The following is a 20,155-nucleotide window of genomic DNA, read 5'->3' as shown; positions in this document are numbered from 1 at the left end:
CCGTGAAACCGTTGGCGTCGCCGAGAGATCCCCGCCTGCGCGGGGATGACAGGGGAAGAGCGCGAAGATAGCGGAAGAGCGCGGGGACAGAGGCGGAGGGGGTCATGTGGCGGGACCACCAGGCAACCGTGTGGTTATGATTCCCGAGGACCTGTATATACAGGTGGGCGCCAGGTAATCAGGCCAGGACCTGAACAGAGCCAGCTCCCTCGGAATTGCTTAAGGCCACCGGAATGCAACCATTCACGAGAAGGGCAGAACCCGCCACCCGACAGAGGTAGGGGTTTGCCGGGGGCGAGACAAGGGGCGAATGCGGCATTTGACATCGCAGGTGGCCGGCGGCGGATCTGAGTATTTGAAAAGAGAAGAAGCCGGCGGTGCGGCGTCCGGTCCGGTCCGCCTCGGGCTTGATTTTTGTTCACCAATTGTTCACATTCCCGACCATGATCGAAGAGATGCAACCCGGCCAGCTTCTGGCCCGCGGGGTGGCGCGCCACCTGCGCCGCCACGGCTTTGTTTCGGTGGAGGAATTCGTGCCCGCGCGCGGGCTGCGCGTCGACGTGATGGGGCTGGGTCCCAAGGGGGAGCTCTGGGTGGTCGAATGCAAGTCGAGCCGCGCCGATTTCCAGTCCGACAGCAAGTGGCAGGGGTACTTGGAGTGGTGCGACCGCTATTTCTGGGCGGTGGACATGGATTTTCCGACCGAGCTGTTGCCGGCGGAGACCGGGTTGATCATCGCCGATGCCTATGACGCCGAAATCCTGCGGATGGGGCCGGAGGACCGGCTGGCGGCGGCGCGGCGCAAGGTGCTGATGCAGAAGTTCGCAACCCACGCGGCGCGGCGGTTGCAGGCGCTGCGTGATCCGGGTGTGGCGGCGCTGATCGAGCCGGGCGAGACCCGGCGTTAGCCGCGTTTGCCGGTGCCCTCGGCCGCTGCACGGGCCTGGGCCGCTGCGGCGCGAATCTCTTCCGCGATTTCCTCGGCCTCTTCGGGATCGAAATCCATCGGTACTTCGACGCCCTGGGATTCCACGAAAATGCGGACCATGCCGGCATCGGTCGGGCCGATCTGCAGGTTGGCTTCGATCTCGCGTTCGGTGTTGATGCCCATGGTGGCCTCCGGTGTTGAGGCGCCCCTGCTATCGCGCGCGGGGGAGAGAATCAAGCGCGGTCGCGGGGCGATGGGGGAGGGCCGACGCGATCTTGCGCGCTTTGGCCCGGTGCGGGCCGGGGGCGCTGGCCGAGCGCGAGCCGGTCCGTTCCCTTGGCGCCGAGCCGGTCGAACAAAGCTGGAGAATTGACCTGTAAACCACTTGCATTCGTCGGAACGGTTGGCTAAATCGCACCCCAGTGCCGCCTTAGCTCAGTTGGTTAGAGCGCTGGATTGTGGATCCAGAGGTCTCCCGTTCAAACCGGGAAGGCGGTACCATTCTTCCCAAGATTAAGTGGATTGATTTCGGGCTTGAACCCTAGTCGATCTCGACCGTCTGGCGCAGGTCGCCCGAGGTCGCGTCGAAGATCAGGATGCGTTGATCGGTGGTGACGACCGCGTACCAGCCGGGACCCATGGTCACCGCCTGCGCCTTGGCGCCGCCCGGCAGGGTGATCGTGTCGGGCAGGGGGGGCGTGTCGTCGGTGAGCCGCGTGACAAGCAGGCCGACGACCACTACAACGCCGACGATCATCACCACGGTGAGCGTGGTGACGAGAAGGCGCAACAGGCGCAGGGGCCCGGGTTCGGGCGCTGCGTCGTCGGATTGGGGCAGGGGATCAGTCATGGCCAGCCGTATTGTCGGTTTCGAGATCGCGGCCGATCCGCCGCCCCGCCTTGATAAGGCGCTTGCGCGGGATGTGCCAGACGCGGCGGCGTTGTCGCGGACCCGGCTGGCGCGGCTGATCGCGGCCGGCGCGGTGCGGATCGACGGTGCGTCGGTGACCGATGCCAAGGCGCGGGTGGCCGAGGGCGCGCAGGTCGAGATCATGCTGGAGGCCGCGGAGGAGAGCCATATCGGCCCCGAGGCGATCCCGCTCGACGTGGTCTATGAGGACGGCGAGTTGATCGTGGTCAACAAGCCCGCCGGGATGGTGGTGCATCCGGCGCCCGGCACCCCCTCGGGCACGCTGGTCAATGCGCTGTTGCACCATTGCGGCGACGAGCTGTCGGGCGTGGGCGGGGTCAAGCGGCCCGGCATCGTGCATCGGATCGACAAGGAAACCAGCGGCCTTTTGGTGGTGGCGAAAACCGACGCGGCGCATCATGGCCTTGCGGCGCAGTTCGAGGCCCATAGCGCCGAGCGGCTGTACCAGGCGATCTGCTACGGTGTGCCAGAGGCCAGCGATCCGCGGCTGCGCGGGGTCAAGGGCGTGAGTTTCGAGCCGGGCAACATCATGAAGGTCACCACCCAGCTGGCCCGCCACAAGACCGACCGGCAGAAACAGGCGGTGCTGTTCCAGGGCGGGCGGCACGCGGTGACCCGGGTGCGGGTGGAAGAGCGGTTCGGCATGCCGCCGGTGGCGGCGCTGGTCTCCTGCTGGCTGGAAACCGGGCGTACCCACCAGATCCGGGTGCACATGGCCCATGCGGGGCATGGGCTGATCGGCGATCCGACCTATGGCGGCAAGCGCAAGCTGGCGCTCAAGGCGCTGCCCGAGGCGGCGCTAGAAGCGGTGCGCAGCTTTCCGCGCCAGGCGTTGCACGCGGCGGTTCTGGGGTTCGTGCATCCGGTGACGGGGGCGGCGTTGCGATTCGAGGCGCCACTGCCGGCGGACATGGTCAGCCTGTTGACCGCGCTGCGCGGGGGCGGTGCAGACCCCGCGCCATGAGCCAGAGGCAGAACCCGCTCTCGGCCAGCAGCGGCAGGGCATAGGCCGGCTGCATCGCGGCATTGAGGTCCGGCGCGAAAAGCGCGGTCAGGCTGCCGGCCATGTAGACCGCCCCCGAGGCCGCCAGCGCCAGCGGCAGAACGCGACCGAACAGGCCGGCGCGCACCAGCATCACCGCCATCACCACGCAATTGACCGCGAAGAAGATCAACCCGAGGTCATAGCCAAGCCGGTGCAGGGCGATGGCGTGTTCCAGAATCACCGGCGGCAGCGAGGGGGCCAGCGTCAGCGGCAGCAGTGCCGCGCCGATCAGTGCCGCCTGCACCAGCCGCAGCGCGAAGGCCAGCGGCGCCAGCAGCGGCGAGGCGGCGGCGAACAGGCGCAGGAAGACGGCGGCAATGGCCACGTCGGCCAACAGCATCACCAGGTCGGCACCGATGGCCAATTTCCAGAGCATCGGCGCACCGGCAATGGCCCGGGCGGTCACCTCGGGGGCGCCGGGGGTGACCAGGGCGGCGCGCGCGACCCCCTCGCTCCAGACGCCACAGAGGATGATGACGAGGTACAGCCCCCCGGCAACGGCGCAAAGCGCGCGCGATACCGGGGCAGCGGGGCGGGGCGAGGAGGGGGCAAGGGGCATGACAAAGGCTCTTTTCTGGATGGGAGAAACCTATTTTCACCGTATTGTGAATGAAATCCGCGAAATCGGCAGGCAATCCATGCAAATTCGCATGGAATTTGCTTTTGCGGGCCGGCCGGGCTGTGCTATCACACGGTCCCGCAGATCAACTGCGCGCGAGCGCGCAGTTTTTTCACTGTCGGCGCGACGGAAATCTGCCGTAACTGCGTGGAAAGGTTAAAGCACGCAGCCTTGAAACGGCAAATGTGCTTACCTAAGTAAATGTTAAACGCATAAACATCGAGGACGACGGACCACAATGGCGAATTACGGAAACCTGCCGGCCCCCTCGCCCGAAGGGGGAATGAACCGATACCTCCAGGAGATTCGCAAGTTTCCCCTGTTGGAGCCGGAAGAGGAATACATGCTGGCCAAGCGCTGGGTCGAGGAACAGGACACCGAGGCGGCGCACAAGATGGTGACCAGCCACCTGCGGTTGGCCGCCAAGATCGCCATGGGCTATCGCGGCTATGGGCTGCCACAGGCCGAGGTGATCTCGGAGGCCAACGTGGGCCTGATGCAGGCGGTCAAACGCTTTGACCCGGAACGAGGTTTCCGGCTGGCGACCTATGCGATGTGGTGGATCCGTGCCAGCATCCAGGAATATATCCTGCGGTCTTGGAGCTTGGTGAAACTGGGCACCACCAGCGCGCAGAAAAAGCTGTTCTTCAACCTGCGCAAGGCCAAGGCCCGCATCGGCGCGTTGGAAGAGGGCGACCTGCGCCCCGAGAACGTCCAGCGGATCGCCCATGACCTCGGCGTGACCGAGACCGAGGTGATCAGCATGAACCGCCGCATGTCCGGCGGCGATGCCTCGCTGAACGCCACGGTCGGGTCCGAAGGCGAAGGCACCATGCAATGGCAGGACTGGCTCGAGGACGAGGATGCCGACCAGGCCGGCGACTACGAGGCGCGGGACGAGCTTGAGGCGCGTCGTGAGCTTTTGGCGCAGGCGTTGGAGGTTCTCAACGACCGCGAAAAGGACATCCTGACCCAGCGGCGTCTGGCCGACCGACCGGTGACGCTGGAGGAGTTGAGCGGCCAGTACAACGTGAGCCGCGAACGCATCCGCCAGATCGAGGTGCGCGCCTTTGAAAAGCTGCAGCAGAAGATGCGCGACCTGGCCAAGGAAAAGGGCATGCTGGTGCCGGCCGAATAAATCCCGGCGCAGGACGGCGAAAAAGCCCCATCCGTTGCCAGCGGGTGGGGCTTTCGCGTTTTTTCCGCACTCCTTTGCCCGGCGTCGGACGTGGCTTTGCCCTAGGCAAGCGGCGTGGCAGGGCCTAGATTTCCGGGAAAGGAGTTGTGCCATGGCTGGTGGTTGGGCGCGCGACGGCGCGGTGAGCGAACAGATCGAAGCTTCGATCGAGGACGAACTGGCGCGGATGAAATCGCAGGCGCGCCCGGTGGGCGAGAGCCTGACCCATTGTGCCGAATGCGAGGAAGAGATCCCCGAGGCCCGGCGCAAGGCGCTGCCCGGTGTCAAGCTCTGCATTGATTGCCAGCAGGAGCGGGACGGCGTCCACAAGGCGCGCGGCGGCATCAACCGGCGCGGATCGAAGGACAGCCAGTTGAAATAGAGGCGGGTTACCGCTGGTTCCGTTTCTGCCGCCACCAGCGCAGGAACAACCGCACGTCCTGCCCGGCCACCATGATGCCGAGCGGCACCATCCAGAACCCGAGCACGGGCAGGAAGCCGAACACCCCGCCCAGGATCATCAGCAGCCCCAGCACGAAACGCAGCCCGCGCGGTACGCGGGCACGGATGCGCTCGAGCACTTGGCGCAGGCGGTCCCTGAGCGATCTGGTGGTCTCGTCGCGGTTGCCCATGCGGTTGCCCCCCCTTGCGCTCAGGCCGAAGCTGGGAAGAGCCGTTTCAGGGCTCCGCCCGTTCGCAGGCGAAACCGTCCTCAGGACGGTTTCCGGGGCGCCTGCATTGTCGGGGCTCCGCCCGTTCGCGAGCGAAACGCTCCACCGGAGCGTTTCCGGGAAGCTCGCTCACCCCTCCATCGCCTCCAGCTCGTCGATGAAGCCCTCGATCATGCTCAGCCCCTTGTCCCAGAACTTGGGATCGGAGGCGTCGAGACCGAAGGGGGCCAGCAGGTCCTTGTGGTGCTTGGACCCGCCCGCCTTGAGCATCTCGAAATACTTGTCCTCGAAGCCCTCGGCCCCCTCGGCGTAGACCGAGTAGAGCGCGTTCACCAGCCCGTCGCCGAAGGCATAGGCATAGACGTAGAAGGGCGAGTGCACGAAGTGCGGGATATAGGCCCAGAAGGTCTCATAGCCGTCCATGAACTCGAACGCCGGCCCGAGGCTCTCGGCCTGCACGGACATCCACAGCGCGTTGATGTCGTCCGGGGTCAGTTCCCCCGCCCGGCGCGCCGCGTGCAGCTTGCACTCGAAATCATAGAACGCGATCTGGCGCACCACGGTGTTGATCATGTCCTCGACCTTGCCGGCCAGCAGCACCTTGCGCTCGGCGTCGTCCTTGGCGGTGTCGAGCATCTTGCGGAAGGTCAGCATCTCGCCGAACACCGATGCCGTCTCGGCTAGCGTCAGCGGGGTGGAGGACAACAGCTCGCCCTGACCGGCGGCCAGGACCTGGTGCACGCCGTGGCCCAGCTCATGCGCGAGGGTCATCACGTCGCGCGGCTTGCCCAGGTAGTTGAGCAGCACGTAGGGATGCGCGTCGGTCACGGTGGGATGGGCGAAGGCGCCCGGGGCCTTGCCCGGTTTCACGCCGGCGTCGATCCAGCCCTTGGAGAAGAACGGCGCGACGATCTCGCCCATGCGCGGATCAAAGGCGGTATAGGCGGTCATCACCGTCTGTTCGGCCTCGTCCCAGCCGATCTGGCGGGTTTCTTCCATCGGCAGCGGCGCGTTGCGGTCCCAGACCTGCATCTTGTCGAGGCCCAGCCACTTGCGCTTGAGGTCATAGTAGCGATGGCTCAGGCGCGGGTAGGCGGCGACCACGGCGGTGCGCAGCGCCTCGACCACCTCGGGCTCGACGTCGTTGCTCAAATGGCGCCCGGTCTGGGCCGTCGGCATGCCGCGCCAGCGATCGACGATCTCTTTTTCCTTGGCCTGGGTGTTGTGCACGCGGGCAAAGGTCTTGATCGTCTCGCCAAAGACGCGGGCCAGCTCGCGCGCGGCGGCCTCGCGGGTGGCGCGGTCCTGCTCGGTCAGCAGGTTCAGCGTGCCCTCGATGCCCATGGTCTCGCCCTGAACCTCGAATTCCAGCCCGGCAATGGTCTCATCGAACAGCCGTTCCCAAGCGTCGCCGACAACCCCCAGATCGTGCAGGAATTTCTCCAGCTCGTCCGAGAGTTGATAGGGCTTCATCGCGCGGATGCGGCGGAACACCGGCTCGTACCGGGCCAGGTCGGCGTTCTCGTCCATCAGCGCGGCAAGGCGGTCATCCTCGATCCGGTTCAGTTCGAGCGAGAAGAACACCAGCGGCGTGGTGAAATTGGTGATCTTTTCCTGGCAGTCGGACAGGAACTTGGCGCGGCCCGCATCGGTGGTCTGCTGGTAATAGCGCAGGCCGGCGTAGGACATGATGCGCCCGGCCACCTGGGTGATCTTTTCGTCGCGCAGCACGCAGTCGAGCAGGCCGTTGGCGTCAAGCGCGGCCAGCTTCCCCTCGTAATCGGTGGCGAAGTCGGTGCAGGCCTGTTCCAGCCAGTCCAGATCGCGCTTCAGCTCGGGCGCGTCCTCGCCGCTGTAAAGGTCGCTGAGGTCCCATTCCGGCAGGTTGCCCAGCGGCGCGGCGCCGGTCTCCGGTTTTTCAAAGGTCGGGCCTTTTTCGAAGGTCGGGGCGGCGAAACGCGTCATCGGAAACCTCATTGTTGTCTGTTGTTTGATTAAGCGCGCGGTGGGCCGGGTTCAAGCCATTGCGCCGAAACGCGCCAGGGCGCGGGCCTTGGGCGGGGATATTTCGGGTGAAAGGAAAAGGGCGCGGCAGGTGCGGACCGGTGGGCGGGGGATCAGACGTCCGCCCGGGAGGGGTCTGAAAACAGGGCCGCGATCTGGTCGAAGAGGAGGGCGCGGGTCTCGGGCCCCTCCATCATCACCTCATGCCGGGCACCCTCGACGATTTCCAGCCGGCCCTTTGGCCAGCCCTGCATCCGGCTGCGAATGGTGTCGGTGCAGACGATGCTTTCGCAGCTGCCGAGCAGGGTGAGGCAGGGCAGGTCGGGCGCGGGCTGACGGGCCAGGTGGGCGGTCTCGGTCAGGGCCTCGTGCATCCAGCGCAGGGTCGGACCGCCGATGCCAAGCTCGGGGTGGGCGGCCAGCTGGCGCTGCATCATCGCGTACATCTCGGCGTCGGTGGTCAGCGAGTTGCCCTCGAACTCCTGCTTTTCCACGTAGTTCTGCCGCCCGGTGGTGGGCATCGGTCGGCCCCCCAGCCCCAGCAGCGGTCCGAGATAGGCCGCGGCATAGGCCACCGGGCGCAGCCCCCCGGGCAGGGAGATGCTCCACATCGGGCCGGAAAAGACGGCGCTGTCCACCGGCAGCCCCTCCATCAGGGCGCGCAAGCCGATGCAGCCGCCCATGGAATGGGCCAGCAGGTGGAACGGGCGGGGCAGATCCAGCCGCACGGCGGCCTCCAGCGCCGCCGCCACGTCGCGCTGGTAATCAGGGAAATGCGCCACGTGACCGACGTGTGGGTCGTCGGTCACCCGGTCGGCAAGGCCCTGTCCGCGCCAGTCGATCGCAAGCGTCGCAAAGCCGCGCGCGGCCAGGTCGGCGGCGGCTGGGCCGTACTTCTCGATATACTCGGTGCGCCCGGGAAACAGCAGCACGGTGCCGTGGGCTGCCGCCTCGGGGCGCCAGAACCCGACACGGATTCGCACCCCGTCGGTACAGGACAGCCACAGGGCCGCGCCGCCCGGCGGGCCGCCGGCCACGTCATCATAGAGTGGGGCCGGCGATCCGGTCATCAGGCCAGGACCGAGGCCAGCTTCATCGCCAGGCCCATGTCGCCGTCGACCGAGAGCTTGCCGGTCATGAAGGCGCTGGTCGGGTTGACCTCGCCCGAGACGATCCCCTCGAAGGTTTCCTGATCGGCGGTCAGGGTCACGTCGGCCTCGTCGTCGGAGACCCGCGCGCCGTTGGCGTCCAGCACGATGGCGCCCAGGTCGGCCACGCTCAGCTTGGCCGAGCCGTCAAAGCCGCCGCCGGCCAGCTTGTCGTTGAGTTCGGCCGCAGCCTTTTCCAGAAAGTCGCTCATGGTGTCTCCTCGCTCACCGGGCCGGCGCCTCTGGTATTTGGCGCGGGCCGCGTTACATTGCATCCTGTTATGGGCGTTAAACAGCACAATCTCAAAGGTATCGTGACGGCAACCGCGCTCTTCGCGGTGTTTTGCCAGCCGTTGGCCGCGCAGACGGCGGATACGGGCGATGAAAAGGCGCTGCTCTCGGCGCTGTCGGATGCCGATGCGGCAGAAGCGGTGCAATTGGAGCGTCAGCTTCAGGCCCTGTGGAGCCACAGCGACTCACCCGCCATGGACCTGTTGCTGAAACGCGGTCGCGAGGCGCTGCAGGAGGGCGATACGCAGACCGCGATCGAGCATTTGACGGCGCTGACCGATCATGCGCCGGATTTCGCCGAAGGGTGGCACCTGCGCGCCTCGGCCTATTACGAGGCCGGACTTTACGGGCCGGCGGTGGCCGACCTGGAGCGCGCGCTGAAGCTCAACCCGAACAATTTCCAGGCGATCTATGGCCTGGGCACCATTTTCGAGAGCCTGGGCGATACAAGGAACGCCTATCGCGCCTACAAGCTCGCGCAGGCTATACATCCCCATTACGAGAGCGTAACCGAAGCCCTTGAGCGGCTGAAACCCGAGGTCGAGGGCAAGCCGCTGTAATCGCGGACGACGGGCCAGCATGGGGCGAGAGTGATGGGTAACGGGACATCCCGGATCGTGGCCGTGCTGGGGCCGACCAATACCGGCAAGACGCATTACGCGATCGAACGTATGCTGGGCTATCGCACCGGGGTGATCGGCCTGCCGCTGCGCCTGCTTGCGCGCGAGGTCTATGACCGGATCGTTGACGCGCGCGGCCCCTCGGTGGTGGCGCTGGTCACCGGGGAAGAGCGGATCGTGCCGCCGCGCAGCCAGTACTGGGTCTGTACCGTCGAGGCGATGCCCGAGGGGATGGGCGCCGATTTCGTCGCCGTGGACGAGATCCAGCTGTGCGCCGATCCCGAGCGCGGCCATGTCTTTACCGACCGGCTGCTGCGGGCGCGGGGAACGCACGAGACGCTGTTCCTGGGCTCGGACACCATGCGCGGACCGATCCGGGCGCTGGTGCCCGAGGCCGAGTTCATGCGCCGCGAGCGAATGAGCCAGTTGGTCTATTCAGGTTCGAAAAAGATAAGCCGCATGCCGCCGCGTAGCGCGATCGTCGGGTTTTCGGTTGATAATGTCTATGCCATTGCCGAGCTGATCCGACGGCAAAAGGGCGGTGCGGCGGTGGTGATGGGGGCGCTGAGCCCGCGCACGCGCAATGCGCAGGTGGCGCTGTATCAGAATGGCGAGGTCGACTACCTGGTCGCCACCGATGCCATCGGCATGGGGTTGAACCTCGATATCGACCATGTCGCCTTTTCCGCGCTGTCCAAGTTCGACGGCCGCCGGATGCGCCCGCTGGCGCCCAACGAGTTGGCGCAGATCGCCGGGCGGGCAGGGCGGGGCATGGCCAGTGGCACCTTCGGGGTGACCGGCGATGCACGACCGCTGGACGACGGCGTGGCGCAGGCGATCATGGAATATCGTTTCACCCCGCTGAAGAAACTCAACTGGCGCAACGCGGCGCTGGAGTTCGGCTCGGTCGAGCGGCTGATCCGCTCGCTCGAGGTGGGGCCGGAGGACGAGGTTCTGGTGCGGGCGCGCGAGGCCGATGATCTCGGCGCGCTGAAAACGCTGAGCCAGGTGGCCGAGGTGGCCGCCCGCGCCACCGACGGCGTCAGTGTCCGGCTGCTCTGGGATGTCTGCCGGATTCCCGATTTCCGCGGCATCAGCCACGCCGAACATGCCGGCCTGCTGGAGACCATTTTCGGGCATCTGCACCAACGCGGGGCGATCCCGGACGATTTCCTGGCGCGCCAGATCCGGCGCATCGACCGCACCGACGGGGATATCGACACATTAAGTAAACGTCTGGCCTTTATCCGGACATGGACCTATGTCGCGCAAAGGCGTGGATGGGTTGGTGATGAAAGTCATTGGCGCGGCGAAACGCGCGCTGTAGAAGACAGGGTGTCGGACGCGCTGCACGAGCGCCTGACACAGAGATTTGTGGACCGGCGCACCAGCGTGTTGTTGCGGCGGCTCAAACAGAAGGAGGCCCTTTTGGCCGAGGTGAACGACAAGGGTGAAGTGACCGTCGAAGGCGAATTCGTCGGTCGGCTGGAAGGATTCCGGTTCTCGCCGGACAAGGGCGCCGCTGCCGGCGCCGAGGAAAAGACGGTGAAATCCGCGGCATTGCAGGCGCTTGCGCCGCATTTCCACCTGCGGGCGGATCGGTTCTACAATGCGCCCGATACCGAGATCGACTATACCGAACAGGGTGGTCTGATGTGGGGCGAGCATGCCGTGGGCAAGCTCGTGGCGGGTGCTGATCCGCTGAAGCCGCAGGTCGAGGCCTTTGTCGACGAGGCCGCCGGGCCGGACGTGGCGCAGAAGGTGCAGCGCCGGTTGCAGCATTTCATCGACCGCAAGATCGCCGCGCTGTTCGAGCCGCTGCTGACGCTTCAGCGCGACGAGACGCTGTCGGGGCTGGCCAAGGGGTTTGCCTTTCGCATGGTCGAGTCGCTGGGGATCCTGCCGCGCGCGGGCGTGGCGCAGGACGTCAAGGCGCTGGACCAGGACGCGCGCGGTGCCCTGCGCAAGCATGGCATCCGGTTCGGCCAGTTCACCATCTTCATGCCGCTGCTGCTGAAGCCGGCGCCGACGCGGCTGCGGCTGGTGCTCTGGGCGCTGGCGAACGGGCTGGACGAGTTTCCCGAGGCCCCGCCGCCCGGGCTGGTGACCGTACCCACTGCCAAGGATGCGCCCGAGGGCCATGACACCATGTGCGGCTATCGCGCTGCCGGCGAGCGGTCGATCCGCATCGACATGCTGGAGCGGCTGGCCGACCTGCTGCGCGGGCAGGACAGCCGCGGCGGATTCGAGGCGACGCCCGACATGCTGTCGATCACCGGCATGACGCTGGAACAGTTCGCTGACCTGATGCAGGGGCTGGGCTATCGCGCCGAAAAGGGCGAGCGGGTGAAGGTCAAGCCGGTGGAGGCCGTGGCCGAACCGGTTGCTGCCGAAGCTACTGCTGAGACCACCGCAGAGACAGCGGTCGAATCCCCCGCCGACAGCCCAGCTGACGCGGGCGCGGCCCCCTCCGAAACCGGGGCCGCAGCGGAGGCCGAGGCGCCTGTTGCGCCCGAGCCCGAGGCGGACACCGCCGAGGCGGCACCCGAGGCTGCGCCGGCAATAGCGGACGTCGCCTCTGAGGCGCCCGAGGCGGAGGCGGACACCGGGGCGGAAGAGGCCGAGATGGAGGTGTTCTATACCTTCACCTGGGCCCGCAGCGCCGCCGGTCGCGGTCGCGCCAACCAAGGGCGCGCGACGCAGGGTCGCGGCAAGCCGCAGGGCAAGGACGGCGGCAGGCCGCGTGGCAAGAAGCCCCAGGGCGGCAAGCCCAAGGGCGAACGCGGGCAGGGCGCCAAGAGCTTCAGCGCCCGACCGCCGAAAAGGGAAAAGCCGATCGACCCTGACAACCCCTTCGCCGCCGCGCTGATGGGGCTGAAAACCGACAAGTAACGGGCATGACCGCGCCCGCCGTCAAGCTGCGCCTGGACAAGTGGCTGGTCCACGCCCGGTTCTGCAAGACCCGCAGCGTCGCGGCGGCGCTGGTCGGGGCCGGGCACGTGCGGGTGAACGGGGATCGGGCGCAGAAACCGGCGCAGACGGTGGCGCCCGGCGACATACTGACGCTGGCACAGCCGCGCGTGGTGCGGGTGCTGCGCGTCGAGGCGCTGGGTCTGCGGCGCGGGCCGGCCAGCGAGGCACGGACGCTGTACACCGAATTGAGCGAGAAACGGGACGATTCCCCGCCCAATCCGCGCTTTGAGGGAAAGGGGCGGCCCGGCAAGCGCGAGCGGCGGGCGCTTGATCTTTCCCGGCTTCCGGGGACGGATTGACGCCTTGAAGAACCGCGCGCGCTGTTCTAGCTAGGGGCTTAAACGCTCAGACGGGACCTTGCCATGACCTATGTTGTGACCGACAACTGCATTGCCTGCAAATACACAGACTGCGTCGAGGTCTGCCCGGTGGATTGTTTCTACGAGGGCGAGAACATGCTGGTGATCCACCCGGACGAGTGCATCGACTGCGGCGTGTGCGAGCCCGAGTGCCCCGCCGACGCGATCCGCCCGGACACCGAGCCGGCGATGGAGACCTGGGTGGAGTTCAACCGCAAGTACTCCGAGATGTGGCCGGTGATCATCACCAAGAAGGACCAGCTTCCCGAGGCCGAGGATCGCGATGGCGAGACCGGCAAGCTGGACAAGTATTTCTCGGAAAAGCCCGGCGAGGGCGGCTGACTGATTCGAGCGCGAAGCTCGCAACACCGCCTCAACACTGTGCCGCAAGTCCCTGAGACTCATGGGATTCTCGGGATGTATGGGGACGACCTCTTTCAAAAAGGGGCGGACTGTGCTATATATGTCCCCTACAGTTTATGGAAACGCCTGGGCCGCCCCGTACAGAATGCACGCGCTGGGGTAAAATAAGTTTGTCGAAAATTCAGCATGACGGGGCATGGCACGTGACCCGATGCTGATTTTTTTGTCGCTTTGCGGTCTGGACGATAGCAAGGAAGACCTGAATGACCAAGTCCAAGAAACTCGAATTCCGCCCGAACGAATACGTCGTCTACCCCGCTCACGGGGTCGGACAGATCGTGTCGATCGAGGAACAGGAGGTGGCCGGCCTCAAGCTGGAGCTGTTCGTGATTTCTTTCGAAAAGGACAAGATGACCCTGCGGGTGCCCACCAACAAGGCAACCGAGGTCGGCATGCGCTCGCTCAGCTCTCCCGACGTGATCGACCAGGCGATGAAGACGCTGAAGGGCAAGGCCAAGGTCAAGCGGGCGATGTGGTCGCGTCGCGCGCAGGAGTATGAGCAAAAGATCAACTCGGGCGATCTGATCTCGATCGCCGAGGTGGTCCGCGACCTGCACCGTACCGACGACCAGCGCGAGCAGAGCTATTCCGAGCGGCAGCTGTACGAGGCCGCGCTGGAGCGTCTGACCCGCGAGGTTGCCGCCGTTTCGGGCGGGGACGAGATCCTTGCCGCAAAGCAGGTCGACGATGTGTTGATGTCGCGCGCGGCCTGATCCGCACCGCACCGACGCTTTGACCGCGTTGATGGACCGCGCCCGGATCGGGCGCGGTTTTTTCATGGCCGCGCGGTTGGACCCTGCCGCATTTCCGGGCGTTGTCCCTTGCGACCCGACCGCGCATTGCGTTTAGCTTTCCGCATGAGCCATGAAACCACCCCGGCCGAGACCGGTGACAGCCTGAAAATCCGCATCAAGCGCCTGTACAAGGGGCAGGAGCCGCGTTCGGTCCGGTTCCGCTATGCGCTGATCGCCTTCGACGCGGTGAGCATCCTCTATTTCATCGTTGCCGCGCCGTTCTCAGCCTCGCTGGCGGTGCATCTGCTCAACGCGGTGGTGGGGGTGTTGATCCTGCTGGATTTCTCGGCCCGGCTGTGGATCGAGCGCAACCGCGCGCGGCTGTTTCGGCAGGTGCATACGCTGGCCGACCTGGTGGTGATCGTGGTGCTGGTCCTCGATCCCTTCCTGTCGCACAGCCTGGCGTTCCTGCGAATCCTGCGAGGGCTGCGCCTGATCCATTCCTATCACCTGCTGCGCGACATGCGGCGCGACAGCGCGTTCTTTCGTGCACGCGAGGATGCGGTGGTCGCCGGGGTCAACCTGACCGTGTTCCTGTTCGCGACCTCTTCGCTGGCCTATGTCCTGTTCTTCGACCGGCAGCCGGGGCTGGCGGCTTATGTGGACGCGGTCTATTTCACCGTTGCCACCCTGACCACCACCGGGTTCGGCGACATCACCCTGGCCACGCCGGTGGGCAAGCTGTTCTCGATCTTCGTGATGGTGTTCGGCGTGGCGTTGTTCCTGCAGTTGGCACGCGCCCTCTTTCAGCCGCAAAAGGTGCGGTTCCGCTGCCCGGAATGCGGGTTGTTGCGCCATGATCCGGACGCGGTGCATTGCAAGCACTGCGGCCACCTTCTGAACATCCCGACGCCCGGGGCGGATTAACGGCCGGAGATCCCGGCAAGCAGGGCCAGCAGCGCCGCGATTTCGGCCAGTTGTTGCGCCGCGCCGAGGATGTCGCCGGTCTGCCCGCCCAGCTTGGCCCGTGCCAGCGCGCCCATGCCGACGACCGCCAACGCGACCCAGACCAGGGCCGAAAGCGCGGCCCAGCCGGTGCAGGCCAGCGCCAGTGCCAAGGCCAGCGCCAGAGCCGCCCAGACCGCGCCCCGTTCGGGCCGGCCGACACCGTGGGACAGCCCGTCGGTGCGGGCGCGGGGCAGGGCGGCCATCAGCGCCGGCATCCCCGCGCGCGACAGCACCGCCGCCGCCAGCACCGATCCCCAGGCCCCGGCCGCGATCAGCCCGGCCAGCGCGCTCCAACGCAGCCCGACCGAGAGGATCAGCGCCAGCACGCCGTAACTTCCGATCCGGCTGTCGCGCATGATCTCCAGCCGCCGCTCTCGCGTCATCCCGCCCCAGAGGCCATCGGCGGTGTCGGCAAGCCCGTCCTCGTGCATCGCGCCGCTCAGCATCGCCTGCGTCAGCAGCACCAGCCCGGCGGAAATCATCGCGGACAGCCCGGCACCGATCGCCAGCGCGCCCAGCAGGCAGGCGGGGGCCGCCACCGCCAGCCCGGCCAGCGGCCAGGCCCAGGCCGATCGCGCCTGATGCGCAAAGGCGCCGGAGGGCAGGTGCGGCAATGGCAGACGTGTCAGCAGGGCCAATGCGACGGCGATATCGTACACTCCGGCGGTCAGAATGTCGCTTTTGCGCATGCGGCTTGCCTTTCCGGGTTGTGGCCGTCCCGGACCGGTTTAAACACCGGGGTCTGACGTGATGCAATGCAGGTGGCACATGCTTCCAGACTTTCGTGACCTAGACCAGTTCCGTGCAATCCTGGCCGGGGCGCCCGAACCCGATGCGGTGTCCCGCGCCGGTGCCGAGGCGCGCAACGGCCAATTGACCAAGCCCCCCGGCGCGTTGGGCCGGTTGGAGGAGATGGCGATCTGGTACGCCGGCTGGCGGGGCGATCCGCGGCCACGGATCGAGGCGCCGCAGGTCATCGTCTTTGCCGGTAATCACGGGGTGACGGCGCAGGGCGTGTCGGCCTTTCCCGCCGATGTGACCGCGCAGATGGTGGCGAATTTCCGCGCCGGTGGTGCGGCGATCAACCAGTTGGCCCGGGCGGCGGGCGCGCAGATGGACGTGATCGCGCTGGAGTTGGACCGGCCGACCGCCGATTTCACCCAAGGCCCGGCGATGAGCGAGGACGAACTTTGCACCGCCCTGCGCACTGGCTGGGACGCGGTTGACGCGGGCGCTGACCTGCTGGTGGTGGGCGAGATGGGGATCGGCAACACCACCCCGGCGGCGGCGCTGTGTCTTGCGCTTCATGGTGGTACGGCGGGCGACTGGACCGGGCGCGGCACCGGGCTGGACGATGCCGGGCTGGCATTGAAGGCCGAGGTCGTCGAGCGCGCGGTTGCACTGCACCGGCCGCAGATCGGCGACGGGCTGGATGCGCTGGCGCGGCTGGGCGGGCGCGAGATCGCGGCCATGGCCGGGGCGATTGCCGCGGCGCGGATGCGGCGCATTCCGGTGCTGCTCGACGGATTCATCTGCTGTGCTGCCGCTGCCTGCCTCAAGGCGGTGAACGTGCGCGCGCTGGATCACGCGCTGGCCGGTCATCAGAGCGCGGAACAGGCGCATTCCGCGCTGCTCGAGCGTCTGGGACTGGAGCCGCTGCTGTCGCTGGGCCTGCGTCTGGGCGAGGGGTCAGGGGCGGCGCTGGCGATCCCGGTGCTGCGCGGCGCGCTGGCCTGCCATTCCGGCATGGCCACCTTTGACGAGGCCGGCGTCAGCGAGGGCTGACGCGGGCGGATCGGCCGTAATCCGGGGGGCTCAGGCGGATTTCTTCTCTTCCTCCTGGGCCAGTTCCTGCAGCGCTGCCTCCAGTTCCTTTTCCAACTCGGTGGCACGCTGGATATAGACCGGGTTCTCGCTGGCCGGGAGGTCCGGGTTCCAGACCTTGGCCAGTTCCCGCACTGCATAGCGGTCGTGGGAATAGAACATCTGTTCGGCGCGCGATGCCTCGTACTCGCTGAGGCCGATATTCTCGAGCACGTAGCGCCCGGCGCGCAGTGAGCTGTCGAACATCTCGCGCACGATGTCGTTGGCGCCGGCGCTATAGAGCGCAAAGACGTGGTTGCGGTCATGGGCGCGGGCGATGATGTGCAGGTCGGGCCGCTCGCGCCGGGCGTAGGTGACCAGCGTGGTGGTGCTGATCGGATCGTCCAGCGCGACCACCAGCACCCGCGCCTTGTCCAGCCCGGCCGCCTTGAGCAGCTCGGGGCGGGTCGGATCGCCGAGGAACCCCTTGACGCCAAAGCGGCGCATCAGCTGGATCGTCTCCATGTCGTGATCGAGAACGATGGTCTTGATCCCGCTGGCCCGGACCAGACGATTGACGATCTGACCGAACCGCCCGATCCCGGCGATGATGACCGGACCCTCGTCGTCGATCTCGTCGGCCTTCGGTTCGGGGCTGCGATCCTTCATCCGCTTGGACATGAGGTCATAGGCGATGAAGAGCAGCGGCGTGATCAGCATGGTCAGCGCCACCACCAGCAGCAGCTTTTCCGACAGGGCCGTCGGGATCACGTTCTGCTGGCTGGAAAAGGCCATCAGGACAAAGCCGAATTCGCCGGCCTGCGCCAGACCCAGCGTGAACAGCCAGTGATCGCGGCCCTTCAGGTTGAAGGCGCGACCGACGAAGAACAGCACCGTTCCCTTGGCCAGGATCAGCAGCAGCGCCAGCCCGATCAGGTCCAGCGGATCGGCCAGGAAGGCGCGATAGTTGATGCCGGCGCCGACGGTGATGAAGAACAGGCCGAGCAGCAGCCCCTTGAAAGGCTGGATGTCGCTTTCCAGCTCGTGCCGAAACTCGCTGTTGGCCAGAACCACGCCGGCCAGGAAGGCCCCAAGCGCCGGCGACAGCCCCACCAGGGTCATCAGGAAGGAAATGCCGACCACGATCCCCAGCGCCAACGCGGTATACATCTCGCGCAGGTTGGCGGCGTGTATATAGCGGAACACCGGTCGGGTGAGGTAGACGCCGGAAAAGATGATGAAGGCGACCGCGCCCAACGTCACCAGCGTCACCGCCCAGCCCGGCAACCCCTGGACCAGCGACAGGCCGACGTCCCCGGCTCCGTGCGCGGCCTCCTCGATGGCGCGCTGGATCGAACCGTCGCTGTCGATATGGACGTCGTTATGGGGGCTGTCGGCCGCTGCCAGCAGCGGCAACAGCGCCAGGATCGGGATCACCGCGATATCCTGCGTCAGCAGCACCGAGAACATCGAGCGCCCGCCGCCGGTCTCCATCAGCCCCTTTTCCGACAGGGTCTGCAAGACGATGGCGGTGGAGGACAGCGACAGCGCCAGGCCCACGGCCAGCCCCACCTGCCAGGTTTCGCCGGCCAGCACCGCGACCCCCATGATCGCGAGGGTCGAGAGCAGGAGCTGCAGCCCGCCCAGCCCGATCAGGCGGTGGCGCATGTCCCATAGCGCACGCGGCTCCAGCTCCAGCCCGATCAGGAACAGCATCATCACCACGCCGAACTCGGCAAAGTGCTGCAGTTCCAGGGTTTCCGAGCCCACCAGCCCCAGCACCGGCCCGATCACGAGGCCTGCTGCCAGATAGCCCAGAACCGATCCCAACCCCATGCGCGCGGCAAAGGGCACGGCGATCACCGCCGCGGCCAGATAGATCGTGGCCTGGAACAGGAAGTTTTCCATGAATGCGGGTCCTCTTGGGCGTCAGATGGGCAGCGGCGCATCGCGCTTGACCTGATCCATGACGATCTGGCTTTGCACGCGCGCGACGGCAGGATGGGGCAGGATGACCTCGTGGAGCAAGGTATTGAGGGCCGGAAGGTCGGCGCAATAGACCCGCAGCAGGTAATCCGCCTCTCCGGTCAGGGTCCAGGCACCGGTGATTTCGGGGCGACTGCGCAGCAGTTGGGCAAACCCCGCGGCCGGTTCGGTGCCATGCGCATGCAGATGCACCTGCACGAATCCTTGCACCTGCAATCCCAGTTTCAGCGGATCGAGCCGGGCGGAATAGCCCAGGACATAGCCCTCGGCCTCCAGCCTCTGGCGTCGGCGGCCGGCCTGGCTGGGGGACAGCGCAAGCTCTTCGCCCAACTCCTGCGCGGTCAGGTGGGCGTTCTTTTGCAGTGCGGCCAGCAGCCGTTTATCGGTTTCATCCAGCATATGCGTCGTTTCCTCGCATTTGCTGTAGATATTGCGCATTTCCCGCACATCAACTGCGTAACGTGCGAAAGAACGCGAAATTTTTCCGTTTTCTCACGTTGTATTTTACTTGTCGGGGACCAGCAGGGCGAAAATGAAGGCGTCGCGGGCGCGCGCGGCGTCGGGGCCGGCGACCGGACGAGCCTGGCCGGTGCGGAGGACGGCCTGCATCTGCGGGCCGAAAGATCCCTGATCAGGCCGAGTCGTCGAGCGCCGCCACGATGGGCGAGAAATCCGCCGCCGTCAGGCTGGCGCCCCCCACCAGCGCGCCGTCGACGTTGGGCACGGCAAAGATCTCGGCGGCGTTGTCGCCTTTGACCGAGCCGCCGTACAGCAGCCGGACCGAGCGACCGACACCGGCACCGAAGCGGGCCTCGAGACGGGCGCGCAGGAAACCATGCACCTCGCCGATCTGCTCGGGCGAGGGCACCCGGCCGGTGCCGATGGCCCAGACCGGTTCGTAGGCGATCACCAGGTTCTCGCCGGTGGCGAGATCCGGCACCGATTCCGAGAGCTGTCCGCCGATGATGTCGAGCGTGTTGGCGGCCTCGCGCTGGGCCAGGGTTTCGCCGAGGCAGACGATGGCCGAGAGCCCGGCCTGCATCGCGGCGCGGGCCTTGGCGCGCACCATTTCGCTTGTCTCGTGATGATCGGCGCGGCGCTCGGAATGGCCAAGGATGACATGCTGCGCGCCGGCGTCCATGATCATTTCCGCGCTGGTGTCGCCGGTATGGGCGCCCGAGGGTTCGGCGTGGCAATCCTGCGCGCCGATGGCAATCGCGGTGCCCGCGACCGTCTGCGCGGCGCGGTGGAGCAGCGGTGCCGGCGGGCAGATCAGGATGTCGCAGTTCGGAGAGGGGTGCGCCCGGGCCAGCGCCTGCACCTCGGCCAGTGCCGCACCGGTGCCGTTCATCTTCCAGTTTCCCGCCGCGAGTTTGCGCCGCATGCCATGCCCCCTGTCGTTGTTACCGGCGTTAGGTAGCACCGAGCGCACAGG

Annotated in this window: 22 protein-coding genes and 1 tRNA gene; 12 read left to right on the top strand and 11 right to left on the bottom strand. The window is 66.6% G+C overall.

Going from position 1 to position 20,155, the window contains the following annotated elements; translation table 11 throughout:
- Nucleotides 1-443 precede the first annotated feature (443 nt).
- On the top strand, nucleotides 444-908 hold the full coding sequence (locus tag ABWV23_RS14555; RefSeq protein WP_353348989.1) for an MmcB family DNA repair protein: 465 nt from the start codon (nucleotides 444-446) through the stop codon (nucleotides 906-908).
- Here ABWV23_RS14555 and ABWV23_RS14550 read toward each other — a convergent pair.
- Nucleotides 905-1,111, bottom strand: coding sequence for a DUF6324 family protein (locus tag ABWV23_RS14550; RefSeq protein ID WP_353348987.1), 207 nt, complete (start codon nucleotides 1,109-1,111; stop codon nucleotides 905-907). The two genes, ABWV23_RS14555 and ABWV23_RS14550, sit on opposite strands and share 4 nt — an antisense overlap.
- A gap of 241 nt (nucleotides 1,112-1,352) precedes the next feature.
- Between ABWV23_RS14550 and ABWV23_RS14545 the strand changes: the two genes are divergently transcribed.
- A tRNA-His gene (locus ABWV23_RS14545) sits at nucleotides 1,353-1,429 on the top strand.
- A 40-nt stretch (nucleotides 1,430-1,469) separates the two neighbouring features.
- Here the strand turns inward: ABWV23_RS14545 and ABWV23_RS14540 are convergent.
- Nucleotides 1,470-1,778, bottom strand: coding sequence for a DUF6476 family protein (locus tag ABWV23_RS14540; RefSeq protein ID WP_353348985.1), 309 nt, complete (start codon nucleotides 1,776-1,778; stop codon nucleotides 1,470-1,472).
- On the opposite strand from ABWV23_RS14540, the gene ABWV23_RS14535 reads away from it, so the two are divergent.
- Nucleotides 1,777-2,823: an RluA family pseudouridine synthase gene (locus ABWV23_RS14535; protein WP_353348983.1), complete on the top strand. Its 1,047-nt coding sequence runs from the start codon at nucleotides 1,777-1,779 to the stop codon at nucleotides 2,821-2,823. The two genes, ABWV23_RS14540 and ABWV23_RS14535, sit on opposite strands and share 2 nt — an antisense overlap.
- Here the strand turns inward: ABWV23_RS14535 and ABWV23_RS14530 are convergent.
- Nucleotides 2,774-3,463, bottom strand: coding sequence for a DUF4386 domain-containing protein (locus tag ABWV23_RS14530; protein WP_353348981.1), 690 nt, complete (start codon nucleotides 3,461-3,463; stop codon nucleotides 2,774-2,776). The two genes, ABWV23_RS14535 and ABWV23_RS14530, sit on opposite strands and share 50 nt — an antisense overlap.
- A gap of 298 nt (nucleotides 3,464-3,761) precedes the next feature.
- Here ABWV23_RS14530 and rpoH point away from each other — a divergent pair, with 298 nt between their 5' ends.
- Together rpoH and ABWV23_RS14520 are read left to right on the top strand one after the other, a co-directional pair.
- Nucleotides 3,762-4,661, top strand: a complete 900-nt coding sequence (gene rpoH, locus ABWV23_RS14525) for an RNA polymerase sigma factor RpoH (RefSeq protein WP_353348979.1) — start codon at nucleotides 3,762-3,764, stop codon at nucleotides 4,659-4,661.
- A gap of 151 nt (nucleotides 4,662-4,812) precedes the next feature.
- Complete coding sequence (locus ABWV23_RS14520) at nucleotides 4,813-5,082, top strand: DksA/TraR family C4-type zinc finger protein (RefSeq protein ID WP_353348977.1); 270 nt, start codon at nucleotides 4,813-4,815, stop codon at nucleotides 5,080-5,082.
- Between the two features lie 7 nt (nucleotides 5,083-5,089).
- On the opposite strand, the gene ABWV23_RS14515 is transcribed toward ABWV23_RS14520, so the two are convergent.
- From ABWV23_RS14515 to ABWV23_RS14500, 4 genes are all read right to left on the bottom strand, one after another.
- Nucleotides 5,090-5,332: a hypothetical protein gene (locus ABWV23_RS14515; protein WP_353348975.1), complete on the bottom strand. Its 243-nt coding sequence runs from the start codon at nucleotides 5,330-5,332 to the stop codon at nucleotides 5,090-5,092.
- Nucleotides 5,333-5,500: 168 nt separating this feature from the next.
- Nucleotides 5,501-7,336, bottom strand: coding sequence for a M3 family oligoendopeptidase (locus tag ABWV23_RS14510; RefSeq protein WP_353348973.1), 1,836 nt, complete (start codon nucleotides 7,334-7,336; stop codon nucleotides 5,501-5,503).
- Between the two features lie 152 nt (nucleotides 7,337-7,488).
- Entirely contained in the window at nucleotides 7,489-8,445 is a 957-nt protein-coding gene (locus tag ABWV23_RS14505) for an alpha/beta hydrolase (RefSeq protein WP_353348971.1), read from the bottom strand.
- Nucleotides 8,445-8,735, bottom strand: coding sequence for an SCP2 sterol-binding domain-containing protein (locus tag ABWV23_RS14500; protein ID WP_353348969.1), 291 nt, complete (start codon nucleotides 8,733-8,735; stop codon nucleotides 8,445-8,447). The genes ABWV23_RS14505 and ABWV23_RS14500 overlap by 1 nt, the downstream gene beginning before the upstream one ends.
- 69 nt (nucleotides 8,736-8,804) lie before the next feature.
- Between ABWV23_RS14500 and ABWV23_RS14495 the strand changes: the two genes are divergently transcribed.
- From ABWV23_RS14495 to ABWV23_RS14470, 6 genes are all read left to right on the top strand, one after another.
- Entirely contained in the window at nucleotides 8,805-9,374 is a 570-nt protein-coding gene (locus ABWV23_RS14495; protein WP_353348967.1) for a tetratricopeptide repeat protein, read from the top strand.
- Between the two features lie 33 nt (nucleotides 9,375-9,407).
- Nucleotides 9,408-12,326, top strand: coding sequence for a helicase-related protein (locus ABWV23_RS14490; protein ID WP_353348965.1), 2,919 nt, complete (start codon nucleotides 9,408-9,410; stop codon nucleotides 12,324-12,326).
- Between the two features lie 5 nt (nucleotides 12,327-12,331).
- On the top strand, nucleotides 12,332-12,706 hold the full coding sequence (locus ABWV23_RS14485; RefSeq protein WP_353348963.1) for an RNA-binding S4 domain-containing protein: 375 nt from the start codon (nucleotides 12,332-12,334) through the stop codon (nucleotides 12,704-12,706).
- Nucleotides 12,707-12,769: 63 nt separating this feature from the next.
- The gene (gene fdxA, locus ABWV23_RS14480; RefSeq protein WP_353348961.1) at nucleotides 12,770-13,108 is read left to right on the top strand and encodes a ferredoxin FdxA; all 339 of its coding nucleotides are present in this window, start codon (nucleotides 12,770-12,772) and stop codon (nucleotides 13,106-13,108) included.
- 284 nt (nucleotides 13,109-13,392) lie between these two features.
- Nucleotides 13,393-13,902, top strand: a complete 510-nt coding sequence (locus tag ABWV23_RS14475; protein ID WP_300245296.1) for a CarD family transcriptional regulator — start codon at nucleotides 13,393-13,395, stop codon at nucleotides 13,900-13,902.
- Between the two features lie 144 nt (nucleotides 13,903-14,046).
- Nucleotides 14,047-14,850 (top strand): ion channel, encoded by an 804-nt coding sequence (locus ABWV23_RS14470; RefSeq protein ID WP_353348959.1) that lies wholly within the window; start codon nucleotides 14,047-14,049, stop codon nucleotides 14,848-14,850.
- Here ABWV23_RS14470 and cobS read toward each other — a convergent pair.
- The gene (gene cobS / locus ABWV23_RS14465) at nucleotides 14,847-15,620 is read right to left on the bottom strand and encodes an adenosylcobinamide-GDP ribazoletransferase (protein WP_353348957.1); all 774 of its coding nucleotides are present in this window, start codon (nucleotides 15,618-15,620) and stop codon (nucleotides 14,847-14,849) included. The genes ABWV23_RS14470 and cobS overlap by 4 nt on opposite strands.
- 79 nt (nucleotides 15,621-15,699) lie before the next feature.
- Between cobS and cobT the strand changes: the two genes are divergently transcribed.
- Entirely contained in the window at nucleotides 15,700-16,716 is a 1,017-nt protein-coding gene (gene cobT / locus ABWV23_RS14460; protein ID WP_353348955.1) for a nicotinate-nucleotide--dimethylbenzimidazole phosphoribosyltransferase, read from the top strand.
- 30 nt (nucleotides 16,717-16,746) lie between these two features.
- Here the strand turns inward: cobT and ABWV23_RS14455 are convergent, their stop codons facing one another.
- The 3 genes from ABWV23_RS14455 to tpiA form a co-directional block, all read right to left on the bottom strand.
- Nucleotides 16,747-18,642, bottom strand: a complete 1,896-nt coding sequence (locus ABWV23_RS14455) for a cation:proton antiporter domain-containing protein (RefSeq protein WP_353348953.1) — start codon at nucleotides 18,640-18,642, stop codon at nucleotides 16,747-16,749.
- Nucleotides 18,643-18,663: 21 nt separating this feature from the next.
- Entirely contained in the window at nucleotides 18,664-19,119 is a 456-nt protein-coding gene (locus ABWV23_RS14450) for an Lrp/AsnC family transcriptional regulator (RefSeq protein WP_353348951.1), read from the bottom strand.
- Nucleotides 19,120-19,351: 232 nt separating this feature from the next.
- Nucleotides 19,352-20,104, bottom strand: coding sequence for a triose-phosphate isomerase (tpiA, locus tag ABWV23_RS14445; protein ID WP_353348949.1), 753 nt, complete (start codon nucleotides 20,102-20,104; stop codon nucleotides 19,352-19,354).
- Nucleotides 20,105-20,155: the final 51 nt, after the last annotated feature.

Source organism: Aquicoccus sp. SU-CL01552, assembly GCF_040365005.1.
GTDB lineage: Bacteria > Pseudomonadota > Alphaproteobacteria > Rhodobacterales > Rhodobacteraceae > Antarcticimicrobium.
This window is presented reverse-complemented; position numbering and strand designations above follow the sequence as displayed.